The organism is Streptomyces sp. M2CJ-2, from assembly GCF_016757295.1.
Classification (GTDB): Bacteria; Actinomycetota; Actinomycetes; order Streptomycetales; family Streptomycetaceae; genus Streptomyces.
This window is the reverse complement of record NZ_JAESIF010000003.1, coordinates 31,821-51,993: the sequence shown is the minus strand read 5'-3', so window position 1 is coordinate 51,993 and position 20,173 is coordinate 31,821. Positions and strand designations below refer to the sequence as shown.

At 69.7% G+C, this 20,173-nt stretch carries 16 protein-coding genes; 1 reads left to right on the top strand and 15 read right to left on the bottom strand.

Features of this window, described 5'->3' with window-relative positions:
• Positions 1-17: 17 nt before the first annotated feature.
• From recQ to JL475_RS04465, 15 genes are all read right to left on the bottom strand, one after another.
• Entirely contained in the window at positions 18-2,003 is a 1,986-nt protein-coding gene (gene recQ / locus JL475_RS04535) for a DNA helicase RecQ (protein WP_237406217.1), read from the bottom strand.
• A gap of 231 nt (positions 2,004-2,234) precedes the next feature.
• The gene (gene nuoN / locus JL475_RS04530) at positions 2,235-3,884 is read right to left on the bottom strand and encodes an NADH-quinone oxidoreductase subunit NuoN (protein ID WP_202275541.1); all 1,650 of its coding nucleotides are present in this window, start codon (positions 3,882-3,884) and stop codon (positions 2,235-2,237) included.
• Complete coding sequence (locus JL475_RS04525) at positions 3,881-5,452, bottom strand: NADH-quinone oxidoreductase subunit M (RefSeq protein WP_202275539.1); 1,572 nt, start codon at positions 5,450-5,452, stop codon at positions 3,881-3,883. Before JL475_RS04525 ends, nuoN begins: the two co-directional genes overlap by 4 nt.
• A gap of 5 nt (positions 5,453-5,457) precedes the next feature.
• Complete coding sequence (gene nuoL, locus JL475_RS04520) at positions 5,458-7,431, bottom strand: NADH-quinone oxidoreductase subunit L (RefSeq protein ID WP_202275536.1); 1,974 nt, start codon at positions 7,429-7,431, stop codon at positions 5,458-5,460.
• A gap of 14 nt (positions 7,432-7,445) precedes the next feature.
• Complete coding sequence (gene nuoK / locus JL475_RS04515; RefSeq protein ID WP_003974374.1) at positions 7,446-7,745, bottom strand: NADH-quinone oxidoreductase subunit NuoK; 300 nt, start codon at positions 7,743-7,745, stop codon at positions 7,446-7,448.
• A complete protein-coding gene (locus JL475_RS04510) occupies positions 7,742-8,629 on the bottom strand; it encodes an NADH-quinone oxidoreductase subunit J (RefSeq protein WP_202275533.1) in 888 nt (295 codons plus the stop codon). Before JL475_RS04510 ends, nuoK begins: the two co-directional genes overlap by 4 nt.
• Positions 8,626-9,276, bottom strand: coding sequence for an NADH-quinone oxidoreductase subunit NuoI (gene nuoI, locus JL475_RS04505; protein ID WP_202275530.1), 651 nt, complete (start codon positions 9,274-9,276; stop codon positions 8,626-8,628). Before nuoI ends, JL475_RS04510 begins: the two co-directional genes overlap by 4 nt.
• A complete protein-coding gene (gene nuoH / locus JL475_RS04500; RefSeq protein WP_202275527.1) occupies positions 9,269-10,642 on the bottom strand; it encodes an NADH-quinone oxidoreductase subunit NuoH in 1,374 nt (457 codons plus the stop codon). Before nuoH ends, nuoI begins: the two co-directional genes overlap by 8 nt.
• Entirely contained in the window at positions 10,639-13,164 is a 2,526-nt protein-coding gene (locus JL475_RS04495) for an NADH-quinone oxidoreductase subunit G (RefSeq protein ID WP_202275524.1), read from the bottom strand. The genes nuoH and JL475_RS04495 overlap by 4 nt, the downstream gene beginning before the upstream one ends.
• A complete protein-coding gene (gene nuoF, locus JL475_RS04490) occupies positions 13,161-14,513 on the bottom strand; it encodes an NADH-quinone oxidoreductase subunit NuoF (RefSeq protein ID WP_202275521.1) in 1,353 nt (450 codons plus the stop codon). Before nuoF ends, JL475_RS04495 begins: the two co-directional genes overlap by 4 nt.
• Positions 14,510-15,373, bottom strand: coding sequence for an NADH-quinone oxidoreductase subunit NuoE (gene nuoE, locus JL475_RS04485; protein ID WP_202275518.1), 864 nt, complete (start codon positions 15,371-15,373; stop codon positions 14,510-14,512). The genes nuoF and nuoE overlap by 4 nt, the downstream gene beginning before the upstream one ends.
• Complete coding sequence (locus JL475_RS04480; protein ID WP_202275515.1) at positions 15,370-16,710, bottom strand: NADH-quinone oxidoreductase subunit D; 1,341 nt, start codon at positions 16,708-16,710, stop codon at positions 15,370-15,372. Before JL475_RS04480 ends, nuoE begins: the two co-directional genes overlap by 4 nt.
• Entirely contained in the window at positions 16,707-17,462 is a 756-nt protein-coding gene (locus JL475_RS04475) for an NADH-quinone oxidoreductase subunit C (RefSeq protein ID WP_202275512.1), read from the bottom strand. Before JL475_RS04475 ends, JL475_RS04480 begins: the two co-directional genes overlap by 4 nt.
• The gene (locus tag JL475_RS04470; RefSeq protein WP_202275509.1) at positions 17,459-18,013 is read right to left on the bottom strand and encodes an NADH-quinone oxidoreductase subunit B family protein; all 555 of its coding nucleotides are present in this window, start codon (positions 18,011-18,013) and stop codon (positions 17,459-17,461) included. The genes JL475_RS04475 and JL475_RS04470 overlap by 4 nt, the downstream gene beginning before the upstream one ends.
• A 13-nt stretch (positions 18,014-18,026) precedes the next feature.
• Entirely contained in the window at positions 18,027-18,386 is a 360-nt protein-coding gene (locus JL475_RS04465; RefSeq protein ID WP_055570452.1) for an NADH-quinone oxidoreductase subunit A, read from the bottom strand.
• Positions 18,387-19,182: 796 nt separating this feature from the next.
• Here JL475_RS04465 and JL475_RS04460 point away from each other — a divergent pair.
• Positions 19,183-20,034, top strand: a complete 852-nt coding sequence (locus tag JL475_RS04460) for a C40 family peptidase (protein WP_202275506.1) — start codon at positions 19,183-19,185, stop codon at positions 20,032-20,034.
• Positions 20,035-20,173 lie beyond the last annotated feature (139 nt).

Here is a 20,173-nt window from a genome sequence, read left to right as displayed (position 1 = left end):
ACCCGCCCTGCGGTGGACTACACCCAGTCGTCCGGCTCCGGTTCGTCGTCCGTCTCGGGCCAGTCGTCCGACGCGGAACCGGTGGTGTCCGCAGCCGCGCCCTGCGCCCCGGCCCGGTCCTCGGTCTCCTGCTGCTGGCCCAGCGCCCCCAACACCGCCAGTACGCCCTCCCCGTACGTCGCGAGCTTCTTCTCGCCCACCCCGCTGATCCCGCCGAGCTCGGCCACCGAACCGGGCCGGACCGTGACGATCTCCCGGAGCGTGGCGTCGTGGAAGATGACGTACGCGGGGACACCCTGCTCGCGGGCCTGCTCGGCACGCCAGGCGCGCAGCGCCTCGAAGGCCGGCACGAGTTCCTCGGGCAGCTCGGCCGCGGCGGCCTTGGCCTTGCCCCGCCCGGAGCCCGACGCCCCCGACGACCCCGACGACCCCGACCGGGAAGTCACCGGCTTCTCCGGCTCCTTGCGCAGCGGCACCTCGCGCTCGCGACGCAGCACCGCCCCGCTGGCCTCGGTCAGCACCAGCGTGCCGTAGTCGCCCTCGACCGCCAGCAGTCCCTGGGCCAGCAACTGCCGGACCACGCCCCGCCACTCGCCCTCACTGAGATCCTCACCGATCCCGAACACGGACAGCTGGTCGTGGTCGAACTGGATGACCTTGGCGGTGCGCTTCCCCAGCAGGATGTCGACGATCTGCACCGTGCCGAACTTCTGCCCGCGCTCCCGCTGCAGCCGGACCACCGTCGACAGCACCTTCTGGGCCGCGACGGTGCCGTCCCAGGTCTCCGGCGGGGCGAGGCAGGTGTCGCAGTTGCCGCAGCCCGCCGGGGCGTCGTCGTCCTGGCCGAAGTAGGCCAGGAGCCGGGCACGCCGGCACCCGGCCGTCTCGCACAGGGCGAGCATCGCGTCCAGATGCCGGGCGGCCCGCCGTCGGAAGGCCTCGTCCCCCTCGCCGGACCGGATCAGCTTGCGCTGCTGCACGACGTCGCCCAGGCCGTACGCCATCCAGGCCGTGGACGGCAGCCCGTCGCGGCCGGCGCGGCCCGTCTCCTGGTAGTAGCCCTCGACGGACTTGGGCAGGTCGAGATGGGCGACGAACCGGACGTCCGGCTTGTCGATGCCCATCCCGAAGGCGATGGTCGCCACCACGACCAGGCCGTCCTCCCGGAGGAAACGGGCCTGGTGCGCGGCGCGCGTCCCCGCGTCCAGCCCCGCGTGGTAGGGCACCGCCTCGATGCCGTTGCGGCTGAGGAACTCGGCTGTCTTCTCGACGGAGTTGCGGGAGAGGCAGTAGACGATGCCCGCGTCGCCGGCGTGCTCCTCGCGCAGGAAGCCCAGCAACTGCTTCTTGGGGTCGGCCTTCGGCACGATCCGGTACTGGATGTTGGGCCGGTCGAAGCTCGCCACGAAGTGCCGGGCGTCCGGCATGGCCAGCCGCTCGGTGATCTCCCGGTGCGTGGCGTGCGTGGCCGTCGCGGTGAGCGCGATCCGGGGCACGTCCGGCCAACGCTCCCCGAGCAGTGACAGCGTGAGGTAGTCCGGCCGGAAGTCGTGTCCCCACTGGGACACGCAGTGCGCCTCGTCGATCGCGAAGACGGAGATCTTCCCCCGCGAGAGCAGCTCCAGCGAGCTGTCCAGCCGCAGCCGCTCCGGCGCGAGATACAGCAGGTCCAGCTCGCCCGCCAGGAACTCGGCCTCCACCACACGACGTTCGTCGAAGTCCTGCGTGGAGTTCATGAACCCGGCGCGCACACCGAGCGCCCGCAGCGCGTCCACCTGGTCCTGCATCAACGCGATCAGCGGGGAGACGACGACCCCCGTACCCGGTCTGACCAGGGCCGGAATCTGGTAGCACAGGGACTTGCCGCCACCGGTCGGCATGAGGACCACGGCGTCCCCGCCCGCGATCACATGCTCGATCACCGCTTCCTGCTCACCGCGGAAGGCCTCGAACCCGAACACCCGCTGCAGCGTGGCCCGCGCCTCGCTCTCCATCACTGCCATCCCGCCACTACCGCCCGTCCCGCCCATCGTCCCGCCCCCGTACACCTCGCTCGTTCACTCCCGGTCACTGCGTCCACTGCGTCCGCCGTGCCCACTGCGCCCCACCATAGGCGCCCGCACCGACAACCCCGGAGCTGTCCACAGGTCCCGCCGGCCCGTCCCCGCCACGACAGGGCGGCCCGGTACCCCCCGAGCGGGTACCGGGCCGCCCTGTCGTCGGCGGAGGCCCGGTCAGCGCACGAACACTCCCGCGTCGCCCGCCAGCTCCAGGAAGTACTGCGGTGCCACACCGAGCACCACCGTGACCACCACGCCCAGTCCGATCGCCGTCATCGTCAGCGGTGACGGCACCGCGACGGTCGGGCCCTCGGGCCGCGGGTCGCTGAAGAACATCAGGACGATCACCCGGATGTAGAAGAACGCCGCGATCGCCGACGCGATCACACCGACCACGACCAGCGGCACCGCGCCGCCCTCCGCCGCCGCCTTGAACACGGCGAACTTCCCGGCGAAGCCGGAGGTCAGCGGAATGCCCGCGAAGGCGAGCAGGAACACCGCGAACACCGCCGCCACCAGGGGCGAACGGCGGCCGAGCCCCGCCCACTTGGACAGGTGCGTCGCCTCACCCCCGGCGTCCCGCACCAGCGTCACCACCGCGAACGCGCCGATCGTCACGAACGAGTACGCGGCCAGGTAGAAGAGGACGGACGAGATGCCGGCCGGCGTGGCCGCGATGACACCCGCGAGGATGAAGCCCGCGTGCGAGATAGCCGAGTACGCCAGCAGCCGCTTGATGTCGGTCTGGGTGATCGCGAAGATCGCGCCGCCCAGCATGGTGACGATGGCCACGGCCCACATGACCGGCCGCCAGTCCCAGCGCAGACCGGGGAGCAGGACGTACAGCACCCGCAGCAGGGCGCCGAACGCCGCCACCTTGGTCGCCGCCACCATCAGGCCCGTCACCGGGGTGGGCGCGCCCTGGTACACGTCCGGCGTCCACATGTGGAAGGGGACGGCACCGACCTTGAACAGCAGGCCCATGATCAGCAGGCCCGCGCCCACCAGCAGCAGCGCGTCGTTGCCCATGGTGTTGACGAGGGCCGGGTCGACCTCCTGGATCGTGCCGTCGACGACCTGCGCGATCCTCGCGTACGACATCGAGCCCGCGTAGCCGTACAGCAGCGCGATGCCGAAGAGGAGGAACGCGGAGGCGAACGAGCCGAGCAGGAAGTACTTGACCGCGGCCTCCTGCGAGATCAGCCGCTTGCGGCGGGCCAGCGCGCAGAGCAGGTACAGCGGGAGGGAGAGGACCTCCAGGGCCACGAAGAGCGTCACCAGGTCGTTGGCCGCCGGGAAGACCAGCATGCCGGCGACGGCGAAGAGCAGCAGCGGGAACACCTCGGTGGTGGTGAACCCGGCCTTGACCGCCTTCTTCTCGTTCTCGCTGCCCGGCACGGCCGCGGCCTGCGCGGCGAACGAGTCGACGCGGTTGCCCTGCACCTCCGGGTCGAGCCTGCGCTCGGCGAAGGTGAACAGGCCGACCAGTGCCGTCAGCAGGATCGTGCCCTGGAGGAACAGGGCCGGGCCGTCGACGGCGATCGCGCCCATCGCCGCGATGCCCGCCTTGGTCGTGCCGTACCCGCCGGCCGCGAGCGCCACCACCGCGGCGAACGCGGAGACCAGGGCGGCCGTCGCGACGAACGTCTGTGCGTAGTAGCGGAACTTGCGCGGTACGAAGCCCTCGACCAGGATCCCGACGACCGCCGCGCCGACGATGATCAGGACGGGGGCGAGCTGGGCGTACTCGATCTTCGGCGCGTCGATCTTCGAGATCGGGTCGGCCGCCGTTGTCCACAGGCTGTGGACGGCTGATGCGCTCACTTGGCCGCCTCCACCTCGGGCTGGGGGTCCTTCTTCTGTACGTCGGACATGGTCTGCTTCACCGCCGGGTTCACGATGTCCGTGACGGGCTTCGGGTAGACGCCCAGGAAGACCAGCAGCACGATCAGCGGCGCGGCCACGGCGATCTCACGCACCCGCAGGTCGGGCATCTTGGCGAGTTCGGGCCTGAGGGGGCCCGTCATCGTCCGCTGGTAGAGGACGAGGGTGTAGAGCGCGGCGAGCACGATGCCGAAGGTGGCGATGACGCCGATCACCGGGTAGCGCGTGAACGTGCCGACCAGGACCAGGAACTCGCCGACGAACGGCGCCAGTCCCGGCAGCGACAGCGTCGCCAGGCCGCCGATCAGGAACGTGCCGGCGAGGACCGGCGCGACCTTCTGCACACCGCCGTAGTCGGCGATGAGCCGGGAGCCGCGCCGCGAGATCAGGAACCCGGCCACCAGCAGCAGGACGGCGGTCGAGATCCCGTGGTTGACCATGTAGAGCGTCGCCCCGGACTGGCCCTGGCTGGTCATCGCGAAGATGCCCATGATGATGAAGCCGAAGTGCGAGATCGACGCGTACGCGATCAGCCGCTTGATGTCACGCTGGCCCACCGCGAGCAGCGCCCCGTAGATGATGCTGATGACGGCCAGCACCATGATCGCGGGCGTCGCCCACTTGCTCGCCTCCGGGAACAGCTGGAGGCAGAAGCGCAGCATCGCGAAGGTGCCCACCTTGTCCACGACGGCCGTGATGAGCACGGCGACCGGAGCGGTGGACTCCTGCATGGCGTTGGGCAGCCAGGTGTGCAGCGGCCACATCGGCGCCTTCACCGCGAAGGCGAAGAAGAACCCGAGGAACAGCCAGCGCTCGGTGCTCGCCGACATCTCGAGCGAACCGTTCGCCCGCGCCTCGGCGATCTCCGTGAGGGAGAAGTTCCCGGCGACCACGTACAGCCCGATCACCGCGGCCAGCATGACCAGACCGCCGGCCAGGTTGTAGAGCAGGAACTTCACCGCCGCGTACGAACGCTGCGTGGCCGCCTTCTCCTCCCCGTGCTGGTGGGCCCGGTCCCCGAAGCCGCCGATCAGGAAGTACAGCGGGATCAGCATGGCTTCGAAGAAGATGTAGAAGAGGAAGACGTCGGTGGCCTCGAAGGAGAGGATCACCATCGCCTCGACGGCCAGGATCAGGGCGAAGAAGCCCTGCGTCGGCCGCCACCGCCTGCTGCCGGTCTCCAGGTGGTCGGCGTCGTGCCAGCCCGCGAGGATGATGAACGGGATCAGCAGGGCGGTCAGCGCGATCAGCGCGACCCCGATGCCGTCCACCCCGAGCTCGTAGCGGACGCCGAAGTCCGCGATCCAGGCGTGCGATTCGGTGAGCTGGTAGCGGTCGCCGCCCGGGTCGAAGCGCACCAGGACGACGATCGCCAGCACCAGGGTGGCGATCGAGACCAGCAGGGCCAGCCATTTGGCGACCGTGCGTTTCGCGGCCGGTACGGCGGCCGTGGCGATCGCCCCGATGGCCGGGAGCGCCGCCGTCGCTGTCAGCAGAGGAAAGGACATCGGTATCAGACCGCCCTCATCAGCAGGGTCGCGGCGACCAGGACCGCCGCGCCGCCGAACATCGAGACCGCGTACGACCGCGCGAAGCCGTTCTGCAGCTTGCGCATCCGTCCGGACAGGCCGCCGAACGAGGCCGCCGTCCCGTTGACGACCCCGTCGACCAGGGTGTGGTCGACGTACACCAGGGAGCGCGTGAGGTGCTCGCCGCCGCGTACCAGGACCACGTGGTTGAAGTCGTCCTGGAGCAGGTCGCGCCGGGCTGCCCGGGTGAGCAGCGACCCGCGCGGGGCGACGGCCGGGACCGGGCGGCGCCCGTACTGGCCCCAGGCGATCGCCACGCCGACGACCATCACGGCCACCGTGGCGATCGTGACCGTCAGGGCGCTGATCGGCGCGTGGCCGTGGTCGTACCCGGTGACGGGCTCCAGCCAGTTCAGGAACCGGTCGCCGATGCCGAAGAACGCGCCCGCGAACACCGACCCGAAGGCGAGCACGATCATCGGGATCGTCATGATCTTCGGCGACTCGTGCGGGTCGGGCGGGGTGTACTCGCCGCGCGTCTCGGCGGAAGGCTCCACGTCGGGTGCGGCCGGGGACGGCGTCGGGGCGTTGCGCCAGCGCTCCTCGCCGAAGAACGTCATCAGCATCACGCGCGTCATGTAGTACGCGGTGATGGCGGCGCCCAGCAGGGCCACGCCGCCGAGGATCCAGCCCTCGGTGCCGCCCTTGGCGAAGGCCGCCTCGATGATCATGTCCTTGGAGAAGAAGCCGGACAGGCCCGGGAAGCCGATGATCGCGAGGTACCCGAGGCCGAAGGTGACGAAGGTGACCGGCATGTACTTCCGCAGTCCGCCGTAGCGGCGCATGTCGACCTCGTCGTTCATGCCGTGCATGACCGAACCGGCGCCGAGGAACAGGCCGGCCTTGAAGAAGCCGTGCGTCACCAGGTGCATGATCGCGAAGACGTAGCCGATGGGGCCGAGGCCCGCCGCGAGCACCATGTAGCCGATCTGCGACATCGTCGAACCGGCCAGCGCCTTCTTGATGTCGTCCTTCGCGCAACCGACGATCGCACCGAACAGCAGCGTGACCGCGCCGACGACGGTGACGACCAGCTGCGCGTCGGGGGCGCCGTTGAAGATGGCCCCGGAGCGGACGATCAGGTACACGCCCGCCGTGACCATGGTCGCGGCGTGGATCAGGGCCGAGACCGGGGTCGGGCCCTCCATCGCGTCCCCGAGCCAGGACTGCAGCGGCACCTGGGCGGACTTGCCGCAGGCCGCGAGCAGCAGCATCAGGGCGATCACGGTGAGCTTGCCCTCGCCGGCGGCACCGGCGAGCCCGGCCTCCCCCTGGCTGCCGAGCACCGGCCCGAAGGCGAAGGTGCCGAACCACAGGAACATCAGCATGATCCCGATCGACAGGCCCATGTCGCCGACCCGGTTGACCAGGAAGGCCTTCTTCGCCGCGGTCGCGGCGCTGGGCTTGTGCTGCCAGAAGCCGATCAGCAGGTAGGAGGCGAGACCGACGCCTTCCCAGCCCAGGTACAGCAGCAGGTAGTTGTCGGCGAGGACGAGGATCAGCATCGCCGCGAGGAACAGGTTCAGATAGCCGAAGAAGCGGCGGCGCCGCTCGTCGTGCTCCATGTACCCGATCGAGTACAGGTGGATGAGCGAGCCGACGCCGGTGATCAGCAGGACGAACGTCATCGACAGCTGGTCGAGCTGGAAGGCGACGTCCGCCTGGAAGCCCTCCACCGGGATCCAGCTGAACAGGTGCTGCGTCAGGGTGCGGTCGTCGGCGGCGCTGCCCAGCATGCCGGTGAAGAGGACGAGCCCGATCACGAAGGACGCGGCGGCGAGCGCCGTGCCGATCCAGTGACCGACGGCGTCCAGCCGGCGGCCGCCGCACAGCAGCACCACCGCTCCGAGCAGGGGCGCCGCCACCAGCAGCGCGATCAGATTCTCTGTGTTAGTCACGGTCTACCGACCCCTCACAGCTTCATCAGGCTGGCGTCGTCGACCGAGGCCGAGTGGCGGGAACGGAACAGGGACACGATGATCGCCAGCCCGACCACGACCTCCGCCGCGGCGACGACCATCGTGAAGAAGGCGATGATCTGGCCGTCGAGGTTGCCGTGCATACGGGAGAAGGCGACGAACGCGAGGTTGCAGGCGTTGAGCATGAGCTCGATGCACATGAAGACGACGATCGCGTTGCGCCGGATGAGCACACCGGTGGCGCCGATCGTGAACAGCAGGGCGGCGAGGTACAGGTAGTTGACCGGGTTCACTTCGACGCCTCCTCGGCCCGCTCGTACGCCGACTTGAACGTGGGCTCGATCGCCGTGCGCTCAAGACGCTCCTCCGCGCGCTGCTCCAGCGCCCGCAGGTCGTTGAGCGCCTCCTGCGACACGTCCCGGATCTGACCCCGTTCGCGCAGCGTCTTGTTGACGGTGAGGTCGGACGGTGTGCCGTCGGGCAGCAGGCCCGCGATGTCCACCGCGTTGTGCCGGGCGTACACGCCCGGGGCCGGCAGCGGCGGGAGGTGCTTGCCCTCGCGGACGCGCTGTTCGGAGAGCTCCCGCTGGGTCCGGGCACGCTCGGTGCGCTCGCGGTGGGTGAGCACCATGGCGCCGACGACGGCCGTGATGAGCAGGGCTCCGGTGATCTCGAAGGCGAACACGTACCGGGTGAAGATCAGAGCGGCGAGGCCCTGGACGTTGCCGTTCGCGTTCGCCTGGCCGAGGCCGTTGAACTCGGTGAGCGCGGCGTTGCCGATGCCGCCGACCAGCAGGATGCCGAAGCCGAGTCCGCACAGCAGGGCGAGCCAGCGCTGGCCCTTGATGGTCTCCTTCAGGGAGTCCGCCGCGGTGACGCCGACCAGCATCACCACGAACAGGAACAGCATCATGATCGCGCCGGTGTAGACGATGATCTGGACGATGCCCAGGAAGTAGGCGCCGTTGGCGAGGTAGAACACCGCCAGGACGATCATGGTTCCGGCCAGGCAGAGCGCGCTGTGCACGGCCCGCCGCATCAGGATGGTGCCCAGCGCGCCGATCACGGCGATCGTGCCGAGGGTCCAGAACTGGACGGCCTCCCCGGTGGAGGTGGAGTAGGCGGCGAGATGCTCGGCGGACGCGGTGTACGCGGTGTACGCGGTGTACGCGGTCATCCCCGGATCACCTTCTCCGAGGCCGGTTCGTCCTCGCCGAAGGTCGAGTCCGCCTCCTGCGCGACCTCACCCTTGGAGTGGGCGACCTGCCGCTCCGTGCCGGGCGCGGCCTCGGTCACCAGGCCCCGGTAGTAGTCCTGTTCGTCGGTGCCCGGGTACATGGCGTGCGGGCTGTCGACCATGCCCTCCTCCAGACCGGCGAGCAACTGCTCCTTGGTGTAGATGAGGTCGGCGCGGCTGGAGTCTGCCAGCTCGAACTCGTTGGTCATCGTGAGCGCGCGCGTGGGGCACGCCTCGATGCACAGACCGCACAGGATGCAGCGAGCGTAGTTGATCTGGTAGACGCGGCCGTACCGCTCGCCGGGCGAGTAGCGCTCCTCCTCGGTGTTGTCCGCGCCCTCGACGTAGATCGCGTCGGCGGGACAGGCCCAGGCGCACAGTTCGCAGCCGACGCACTTCTCCAGACCGTCCGGATGGCGGTTGAGCTGGTGCCGGCCGTGGAAGCGCGGGGCCGTGGTCTTCGGCTGCTCGGGGTACTGCTCGGTCAGCCGCTTCTTGAACATGGCCTTGAAGGTCACGCCGAAGCCGGCCGCCGGGTTCAGGAAACCGGGCTTCGTCTGCCCGGCCTCCTTGGGTTCCTCAGCCATCGGACGCCTCCTTTCCATCCAGAGATCCATCACTGTGAGTATCGGGTCCGCCACTGGCGACGAGCTTCCGTTCCTGGCGCGAGGGCCGTCGCGGCACCGGCGGAAGCTCCTGTCCGGGCAGCGGCGGTACGGGGAACCCGCCCGCCATCGGATCGAAGGCGGCCGGGGCCTCGCCGGGTTCCTCGGTCTCCTCGCCCTTCTTGCTCTTCGCCCGGAACATGTCGACGACGAAGGACAGCACCAGCAGGGCCAGGACGGCCGCGGCGACGTAGAGGGCGATGTCGGTGAATCCGTAGTTCTCGTTCCGCAGGGCCCGCACCGTGGCGACGAGCATCAGCCACACCAGGGAGACCGGGATCAGGACCTTCCAGCCGAGCTTCATCAGCTGGTCGTAGCGGACCCGCGGAAGCGTGCCGCGCAGCCAGACGAACATGAACAGCAGCAGCTGGACCTTGACGATGAACCAGAGCATCGGCCACCAGCCGTGGTTCGCGCCCTCCCAGAAGGTGCTGATCGGCCACGGAGCGCGCCAGCCGCCCAGGAAGAGGGTGGTGGCGACGGCCGAGACGGTCACCATGTTGATGTACTCGGCGAGCATGAACATCGCGAACTTGATCGACGAGTACTCGGTGTTGAAGCCGCCGACCAGGTCGCCCTCGGACTCCGGCATGTCGAAGGGGGCGCGGTTGACCTCGCCGACCATCGTGACGATGTAGATGAGGAAGGAGACCGGCAGCAGCAGGACGTACCAGCGGTCGGCCTGCTGCTCGACGATCGCCGACGTCGACATCGAGCCCGAGTAGAGGAACACGGAGGCGAACGCGGCGCCCATGGCGATCTCGTAGGAGATCATCTGCGCGCAGGAGCGCAAGCCCCCCAGCAGCGGGTAGGTGGATCCGGAGCTCCAGCCCGCCAGGACGATGCCGTAGATGCCGATCGAGGCGACCGCGAGGATGTAGAGCAGCGCGATCGGCAGGTCGGTGAGCTGCATCGTGGTCCGCTGACCGAAGATCGAGATCTCGTTGCCGGACGGCCCGAAGGGGATCACCGCGATCGCCATGAAGGCCGGGACGGCCGCGACGATCGGCGCGAGGACGTACACCGCCTTGTCCGCGCGTTTGACGACGACGTCTTCCTTGAGCATCAGCTTCACGCCGTCGGCGAGCGACTGGAGCATGCCCCAGGGGCCGTGCCGGTTGGGGCCGATGCGCCGCTGCATCCAGGCGACGATCTTGCGTTCCATCACGATGGCGATCAGCACCGTCACCATGAGGAAGGCGAAGCAGAACACCGCCTTGAGGGCGACCAGCCACCAGGGGTCGCGGCCGAACATCGAGAGGTCCTCAGCGGCGAAGTACAGGCTCATGCCTCCACCTCCTTGGGGGCTTCGCCGGCGGGTGCCGCCGGGCCGATACGGACGAGGGAGCCGGGTAGCGCCCCGGTGTCGGAGGCGACACCGCCACCCGCGGAGTTCAGCGGGAGCCACACCACGCGGTCGGGCATCTCGGTGACGCTCAGGGGAAGTTCGACCGTTCCGGCGGTGCCGGTCACCGCGATCAGGTCGCCGTCCTCGACGCCGACCTCGACGGCCGTGGCGGCCGACAGGCGCGCGTGCGCGGCGTGCCGGGTGCCGGCGAGCGCCTCGTCGCCCTGCTGGAGGAGTCCCTGGTCCAGCAGCAGCCGGTGTCCGGCCAGCACCGCCTCCCCGGCGGCCGGCCGGGGCAGCGCGCCCGCGGTCCGCAGCGGTTCGGTGGCCCGCGGGCCGTCCCAGGTGCCGAGCCGCTCGATTTCCGCGCGTGCCGTGCGCAGGTCCGGCAGGCCCAGGTGCACGTCCATGGCGTCGGCCAGCATCTGCAGCACGCGCGCGTCGGTCGGCGGGAGGGGGCGGGTCATCTGGTCGGGCTTGAGCGCCGACTCGAAGGGCCGGACCCTGCCTTCCCAGTTGAGGAAGGCACCGGCCTTCTCGACGACGGCCGCCACCGGCAGCACCACGTCGGCGAGTGCGGTGACCTCGCTGGGCCGCAGCTCCAGGGAGACCACGAACCCGGCCTCGGCGAGTGCCGCACGCGCGCGCGGGGGGTCGGGCAGGTCGGCGACCTCCACACCCGCGACCAGCAGCGCCTGCAGTTCGCCGGTCGCCGCGGCTTCGACGATCTCGCCGGTGTCACGGCCGTAGCGGTGCGGGAGAGCGGCGACGCCCCAGACGGCGGCTACCTCCTCCCGCGCGCGCGGGTCGGTCGCCGGGCGCCCGCCCGGCAGCAGCGACGGCAGCGCGCCCGCCTCGACGGCGCCCCGCTCCCCGGCCCGGCGCGGGATCCACACCAGCCGGGCGCCGGTCGCGGTGGCGATCCGTACGGCGGCGGTGAGACCGCCCTCGACGGCGGCGAGTCGCTCACCGACGACGATCACCGCGCCCTCGGTCCGCAGCGCTTCGGCCGCCCTGGCCCCGTCGCCCTCCAGGCCGACGCCGCTCGCGAGCGCGTCCAGCCATTCGGTCTCGGTGCCGGGGGCCGCCGGCAGCAGCGTGCCGCCGGCCTTCTCCAGGCCGCGCGTGGCGTACGTGGCCAGGGCGAAGGTCCGCTGCCCGTGGGTGCGCCACGCCTTGCGCAGCCGCAGGAAGACGCCGGGCGCCTCCTCCTCCGACTCGAACCCGACCAGCAGGACGGCGGGCGCCTTCTCCAGCGAGGAGTACGTGACACCGCCCCCGGAGTGCGGACCGGACACGTCCCCGAGGTCGTGTCCGCGACCCGCGACCCGCGCGGCGAGGAAGTCGGCCTCCTCGGCGCTGTGCACGCGCGCGCGGAAGTCGATGTCGTTGGTGTCGAGCGCCACGCGCGTGAACTTGCTGTACGCGTAGGCGTCCTCGACGGTGAGCCGGCCGCCGGTCAGGACGCCGGTGCGGCCGCGGGAGGCCAGCAGCCCCTGGGCCGCGATCTGCAGTGCCTCGGGCCAGGAGGCGGGCTCCAGCTCACCCTCGGCGTTGCGCACGAGCGGGGTCTGCAGCCGGTCCCGCTGCTGCGCGTACCGGAAGCCGAAGCGCCCCTTGTCGCACATCCACTCCTCGTTGACCTCGGGGTCGTCGGCGGCGAGCCGCCGCATGACCTTGCCGCGCCGGTGGTCGGTGCGGGTGGCGCAGCCGCCGGAGCAGTGCTCGCACACCGAGGGCGAGGAGACCAGGTCGAAGGGGCGGGAGCGGAACCGGTAGGCCGCCGAGGTGAGCGCGCCGACCGGGCAGATCTGGATGGTGTTGCCGGAGAAGTACGACTCGAAGGGGTCGCCCTCGCCGGTGCCGATCTGCTGGAGCGCGCCCCGCTCGACCATCTCGATCATCGGGTCGCCGGCGATCTGGTTCGAGAACCGGGTGCAGCGGGCGCACAGCACGCACCGCTCACGGTCGAGCAGCACCTGGGTGGAGATCGGGACGGGCTTCTCGTAGGTCCGCTTCTTGCCCTCGAAGCGGGACTCCGGGTTGCCGTGCGACATCGCCTGGTTCTGCAGCGGGCACTCGCCGCCCTTGTCGCAGACCGGGCAGTCCAGCGGGTGGTTGATGAGCAGCAGCTCCATCACCCCGTGCTGGGCCTTCTCCGCGACGGGCGAGGTCAGCTGGGTCTTCACCACCATCCCGTCGGTGCAGGTGATGGTGCAGGAGGCCATGGGCTTGCGCTGGCCCTCGACCTCGACGATGCACTGGCGGCAGGCGCCGGCCGGGTCGAGGAGGGGGTGGTCGCAGAACCGGGGGATCTCGATGCCGAGCTGTTCGGCGGCCCGGATGACCAGGGTGCCCTTGGGCACGCTGATCTCGACGCCGTCGATGGTCAGCGTCACGAGGTCCTCGGGCGGGACCGCCGCCTCTCCCCCACCGGAGGGAGAGCTGGTGGTCACAGTCATGCGTGCACCTCCGTACGGTCGGCCCAGGCCGTCGACTTGGCCGGGTCGAACGGGCAGCCACGGCCCGTGATGTGCTGCTCGTACTCCTCACGGAAGTACTTCAGCGAGGAGAAGATCGGCGAGGCGGCGCCGTCGCCGAGGGCACAGAACGCCTTGCCGTTGATGTTGTCGGCGATGTCGTTCAGCTTGTCGAGGTCGGACATCCGGCCCTTGCCGGCCTCGATGTCGCGCATCAGCTGCACGAGCCAGTACGTCCCTTCGCGGCACGGCGTGCACTTGCCGCAGGACTCGTGGGCGTAGAACTCGGTCCAGCGGGTGACGGCCCGTACGACACAGGTCGTCTCGTCGAAGCACTGGAGCGCCTTCGTGCCGAGCATGGAACCGGCGGCGCCCACCCCTTCGTAGTCCAGGGGGACGTCGAGGTGCTCCTCGGTGAGCAACGGCGTCGAGGAGCCGCCCGGCGTCCAGAACTTCAGGCGGTGCCCGGGCCGCATGCCGCCGCTCATGTCGAGCAGCTGGCGCAGCGTGATGCCCATCGGCGCCTCGTACTGCCCGGGGCGTGCGACGTGGCCGCTGAGGGAGTAGAGGGTGAAGCCGGGTGACTTCTCGCTGCCCATCGAGCGGAACCAGTCCTTGCCCCGGTTCATGATGGCGGGAACCGAGGCGATCGACTCGACGTTGTTCACCACGGTGGGGCACGCGTAGAGGCCCGCGACGGCGGGGAAGGGGGGACGGAGCCGCGGCTGGCCACGGCGGCCTTCGAGCGAGTCGAGCAGTGCGGTCTCCTCACCGCAGATGTACGCGCCGGCGCCCGCGTGCACGGTGAGTTCGAGGTCGAGTCCGCTGCCCAGGATGTTCTCGCCGAGCAGGCCCGCCGCACGGGCCTCGCGCACGGCCTCGTGCAACCGCCGCAGCACGGGGACGACTTCACCCCGCAGATAGATGAAGGCGTGGGACGACCTGATGGCGTAGCAGGCGATGACGATGCCCTCGATGAGGCTGTGCGGGTTCGCGAAGAGGAGCGGAATGTCCTTGCACGTTCCGGGCTCCGACTCGTCGGCGTTGACCACCAGGTAGTGGGGCTTGCCGTCTCCCTGGGGGATGAACTGCCATTTCATTCCCGTCGGGAAGCCGGCGCCGCCGCGCCCGCGCAGACCGGACTCCTTGACGTACGCGATGACGTCGTCCGGTGACATGGCGAGGGCCTTGCGGAGCCCCTCGTACCCCTCGTGCCTCCTGTAGACGTCCAGGGTCCAGGACTCGTCCTCGTCCCAGAAGGCCGACAGCACGGGTGCGAGCAGCTTCTCCGGGCCGATGTCCCTGAGTTCGGCGGGTGCCAAGGTCATCACTCCCCCTCCTCTGCGACGGGTCCGGCCGGATGCGAAGGGTCGGAGGCCGATGTGTCCTGCGGCGCGTCGTGCGAGCTGAGGTGCTCCGTCGGCGACGGCTCGTGCGGCGGGGTGTCCGTGGGCGCCTCGCCGCGCGGGTGCACCACGCGCGCGGCGGCGGCCTCCTCCCCCTTGGCCAGCTTCAGGCCGGACAGGGAGGCGGGTCCCGCGCTTCCCGTGGCCTCGACGGCGCCCTCCCGCTCGTCGGGGAAACCGGCCAGGATCCGGGCGGTCTCCTTGAACGTGCACAGCGGCGCCCCGCGCGTGGGCGAGACCGGGCGGCCGGCCCGCAGGTCGTCGACCAGGCGCTTGGCGCTCCGGGGGTCCTGGTTGTCGAAGAACTCCCAGTTGACCATCACGACGGGCGCGAAGTCGCAGGCCGCGTTGCACTCGATGTGTTCGAGGGTGACCTTGCCGTCCTCGGTGGTCTCGCCGTTGCCGACGCCGAGGTGCTCCTGGAGCTCCTCGAAGATGGCGTCGCCGCCCATGACGGCGCACAGGGTGTTGGTGCACACCCCGACCTGGTAGTCACCGCTCGGCCGGCGCCGGTACATGGTGTAGAAGGTGGCGACGGCGGTCACCTCGGCCGTGGTCAGGCCGAGCACGTCCGCGCAGAACTGCATTCCGGTGCGCGTGACGTGGCCCTCCTCCGACTGCACGAGGTGCAGCAGCGGCAGGAGGGCGGACCGGGAGTCCGGGTAGCGGGCGATGACCTCGCGCGCGTCGGTCTCCAGCCGGGCCCGGACCTCGTCCGGGTAGGCGGGCGCGGGCAGTTGGGGCATGCCCAGGCTGACGCCCCGCTCCGAAGATGAGGTGGTCACCGGTCGACGCCTCCCATCACGGGGTCGAGGGATGCCACGGCGACGATGACGTCGGCGACCTGGCCGCCCTCGCACATCGCCGCCATGGCCTGCAGGTTGGTGAAGGACGGGTCGCGGAAGTGGACCCGGTAGGGACGGGTGCCGCCGTCGGAGACGACATGCACCCCGAGCTCGCCCTTGGGCGACTCGACCGCCGTGTAGGTCTGTCCCGGCGGCACGCGGAAACCCTCGGTGACCAGCTTGAAGTGATGGATCAGGGCCTCCATGGAGGTGCCCATGATCTTCTTGATGTGGTCGAGGGAGTTGCCCAGTCCGTCCGGTCCCATGGCGAGCTGGGCGGGCCAGGCGATCTTCTTGTCGGCGACCATGACCGGTCCGGGCTGGAGCCGGTCCAGGCACTGCTCGACGATGTGCAGCGACTGGCGCATCTCCTCCAGCCGGATCAGGAAGCGGCCGTAGGAGTCGCAGGTGTCCGCGGTGGGGACCTCGAAGTCGTACGTCTCGTATCCGCAGTACGGCTGCGCCTTGCGCAGGTCGTGCGGCAGGCCGGTGGAACGCAGGACGGGACCGGTGGCCCCGAGGGCCATGCAGCCGGCCAGGTCCAGATACCCGACGTCCTGCATACGGGCCTTGAAGATCGGGTTCCCGGTGGCGAGCGCGTCGTACTCCGGGAGGTTCTTCCGCAGCGTCTTCACGAGCTCGCGGATCTGGTCCACCGCTCCGGGCGGCAGGTCCTGGGCCAGTCCGCCGGGGCGGATGTACGCGTGGTTCATCCTGAGGCCCGTGATGAGCTCGAAGGCGTCGAGAATGAGTTCACGATCACGGAATCCGTAGATCATGATGGTGGTGGCGCCGAGCTCCATGCCTCCGGTCGCGATGCACACCAGGTGGGAGGAGAGCCGGTTCAGCTCCATCAGGAGCACGCGGATGATCGAGGCGCGGTCGGGGATCTGGTCCTCGATGCCGAGGAGCTTCTCGACGCCGAGGCAGTACGCCGTCTCGTTGAAGAACGGCGTCAGGTAGTCCATGCGCGTCACGAACGTGGTGCCCTGGGTCCAGGTCCGGTACTCGAGGTTCTTCTCGATGCCGGTGTGGAGGTAGCCGATGCCGCAGCGGGCCTCGGAGACGGTCTCGCCGTCGATCTCCAGGATCAGCCTGAGCACGCCGTGCGTGGACGGGTGCTGCGGGCCCATGTTGACGATGATGCGCTCGTCGTCACTGCGGCTCGCCGTCTGGACGACCTCGTCCCAGTCGCCGCCGGTGACGGTGTAGACGGTGCCTTCCGTGGTCTCGCGCGCGGAGGCCGCGGACTCCGCGGATGCGTTCGACGTGCTCATGAGTACGACCTCCGCTGGTCCGGAGCCGGGATCTGGGCGCCCTTGTACTCGACGGGGATGCCGCCGAGGGGATAGTCCTTGCGCTGCGGGTGGCCCTGCCAGTCGTCCGGCATCAGGATCCGCGTCAGGGCCGGGTGGCCGTCGAAGACGATGCCGAAGAAGTCGTACGTCTCGCGCTCGTGCCAGTCGTTCGTCGGATAGACGGAGACCAGTGACGGGATGTGCGGGTCGTTGTCGGGGGCGCTGACTTCCAGGCGGATCAACCGGTTGTGGGTGATCGAGCGCAGGTGGTACACGGCGTGCAGTTCGCGGCCCTTGTCGTTCGGATAGTGGGTGCCGCTGACGCCGGTGCACAGTTCGAAGCGGAGCGCCGGGTCGTCCCGCAGGGTCCTCGCGACCCGCACCAGGTGCTCGCGCTCGATGTGGAAGGTGAGTTCGCCGCGGTCGACGACCGTCTTCTCGATGGCGTTCCGGGGAAGCAGGTCCTGCTCCTCCAGGGCACCCTCGAGTTCGTCGGCGACCTCGTCGAACCAGCCTCCGTAGGGGCGGTTCGACGGTCCCGGGAGCCGGACCGAGCGGACCAGACCGCCGTAACCGGAGGTGTCGCCGCCGTTGGCGGCGCCGAACATGCCGCGCTGGACGCGGATCTCCTCACCGCCCTCGCCGCGCCTGCCGGGAAGGTTCTCCGCCGAGAGGTCCTTCTCCGGGTTCACGCCGTCGCCGTCACCCGCGGCGTTCTTCGCGTCACTCATCGCAGCAGCCCCTTCATCTCGATGGTGGGCAGTGCCTTGAGCGCCGCCTCCTCCGCCTCACGGGCCGCTTCCTCGGCGTTCACGCCGAGCTTGGAGCTCTGGACCTTCTGATGGAGCTTGAGGATGGCGTCCATCAGCATCTCGGGCCGGGGCGGGCAGCCGGGGAGGTAGATGTCGACCGGGACGATGTGGTCGACGCCCTGGACGATCGCGTAGTTGTTGAACATGCCGCCCGAGGAGGCGCAGACCCCCATGGAGATCACCCACTTGGGGTTCGGCATCTGGTCGTAGACCTGCCGCAGCACCGGCGCCATCTTCTGGCTGACCCGGCCGGCCACGATCATCAGGTCCGCCTGCCGCGGCGAGCCGCGGAAGACCTCCATGCCGAAACGCGCCAGGTCGTAGCGGCCGGCACCGGTGGTCATCATCTCGATGGCACAGCAGGCGAGTCCGAACGTGGCGGGGAACATGGACGACTTGCGCACCCAGCCCGCGGCCTGCTCGACGGTGGTCAGCAGGAATCCGCTCGGCAGCTTTTCTTCGAGTCCCATGGTCAAAGGCCCTTCAGTCCCATTCCAGGCCGCCCCGCCGCCACACGTACGCGTATGCGACGAAGACGGTGAGCACGAAGAGCAGCATCTCCACGAGCCCGAAAATCCCCAGCGCGTCGAAGCTGACGGCCCAGGGATAGAGGAAGACGATCTCGATGTCGAAGACGATGAAGAGCATCGCCGTCAGGTAGTACTTGATGGGGAAGCGCCCGCCGCCGGCCGGCGTGGGGGTCGGCTCGATACCGCACTCGTAGGCCTCGAGCCTGGCGCGGTTGTACCGCTTCGGACCGATCAGCGTGGCCATGACCACGGAGAAGATCGCAAAGCCTGCCCCGAGGGCTCCCAGTACGAGGATGGGCGCATACGCGTTCACCGCTCCTCGCTCCTCTCAGTCGGCACTGACTGCTGGCGAGTCGGGCTCACTTCCGTCCCACGCGTCCCGCGAACCACGCCCGCCCCGGCGAAGATCGAGAACATGTGAAGCGGGTCACAAGCCCAACCGCTCCGCATCCTATGCCCGCAGGTCTGTGATCTGCGACACGGGGTATTGCCAAAGCTTTGTGATCTCCACCACCTGACGAACGATCATGAAGCCGGATGAGCGGTGATCTTCATACGCGAAGCGTCCGCGCGGTCACCAGAAGTGACAATTTGCCACGTCAGCGCAGGTCAGAAGGTTCGTCTCCATATCAAGAGGGTTCCCCCGCATGCAAATTGGTGCTGGACGCGATCTCTTGTTAGAGGAGGCGTTCACACATCAGGGGGACGCGAGGCGCGATGTGGACGCGTGCGCGCGTTCACGAAGTCCCGGCGCCGCGATCCGGCCGCGCCCCGGCGGTGACCAGGCCGTGATCCACTCGCGATCCCACCGCAACCCGGACGCAACCCGGCCGCAACCCGGACGCGGGGCACATCGCGGACGCGCCGGGACGGGTGACCGTTCCGTGACCTCCGCCACATTCCTCGAGGCCGCGGAGGAAGAGGGCTTGGCCAATCGTTCCAAGCGGTGGTAATCGCCGGGGCAATTCGGACGTAAAGATGAAAGACCGTGATCACGGGCCCATTACGGCCCGTCCGCAATGTCCGTTACGGCGTCAATAAAGAGCGACACGCCCGGGGTTCACGGCCGCCGTTGAACAATTGTGGCGCAGCACACGTTTCTTGTGGATATGAAGGAGCCCCTGGTACCGGTTGTTCCCATGTCCCACACCGCTCACATACGCAGCCACCGGAAACCCCGCCGCACCGCGTCGTCCACGATGGCGATGCGGGCCGGAGTCGCCAGTGGCGTTCTCAGCACTCTGGCAGTGGCCGGGGCGTCGGCGGCGAACGCCGCCGAGCCGGTGGCGCAGAACCTCGAACTGCCCACCCTGACGGCCGACCTGTCCACTCAGGTCGCCCAGTCCGCACAGGCCACCCAGCAGGCCGCCGCGAACTACCAACTGCAGGCCGAGCGGGACGCCGCCGCGGCCGAGGCCGCCAAGGAGGCGAAGGCCGACCTCGCCGAGGCCAAGAAGAAGGCCGAGGCGAAGAAGAAGGCCGCCGAGGAGGCCCGCAAGGCCGCCGCCGAGCGCGCCACGCGCGACGCGGAGCGCGCCACCCTCACCACCAACGCGGGCGCCACGAGCACGGCGGCCACCACGGTCACCGCCTCCGCGCCGACCGGCGGCAGCGTCGCGACCGTCATCGCCTTCCTCAAGGCGCAGGTGGGCGACGCCTACGTCATGGGCGCCACGGGCCCCAACGCCTGGGACTGCTCCAGCCTGGTGCAGGCCGCGTTCAAGCAGGTCGGCGTCGACCTCCCGCGCGTCTCGCAGGACCAGTCGACCGTCGGCACCGACGTCTCGCTGTCCAACCTCCAGGTCGGCGACATCCTGTACTGGGGCGGCAAGGGGTCCGCGTACCACACGGGCGTCTACATCGGTAACGGCCAGTACCTGGACGCCGCCAACCCGTCCAAGGGCGTCGTCATCCAGGATCTCTCCGGCTACCCCGCCTCGGGTGCCGTGCGCGTGCTCTGAGCCACGCCCCACGGACAGATCGGGCCCGAACGGGCCCGGTTCGCGCGGGCTGGGGGGCCGCCGCCACCGAGTGGTGGCACCAGCTGTTCCGCGTCCGCTTCACCCGCGAGGTGGAGGCGGCCCGCGCGGTCTCCGGGTT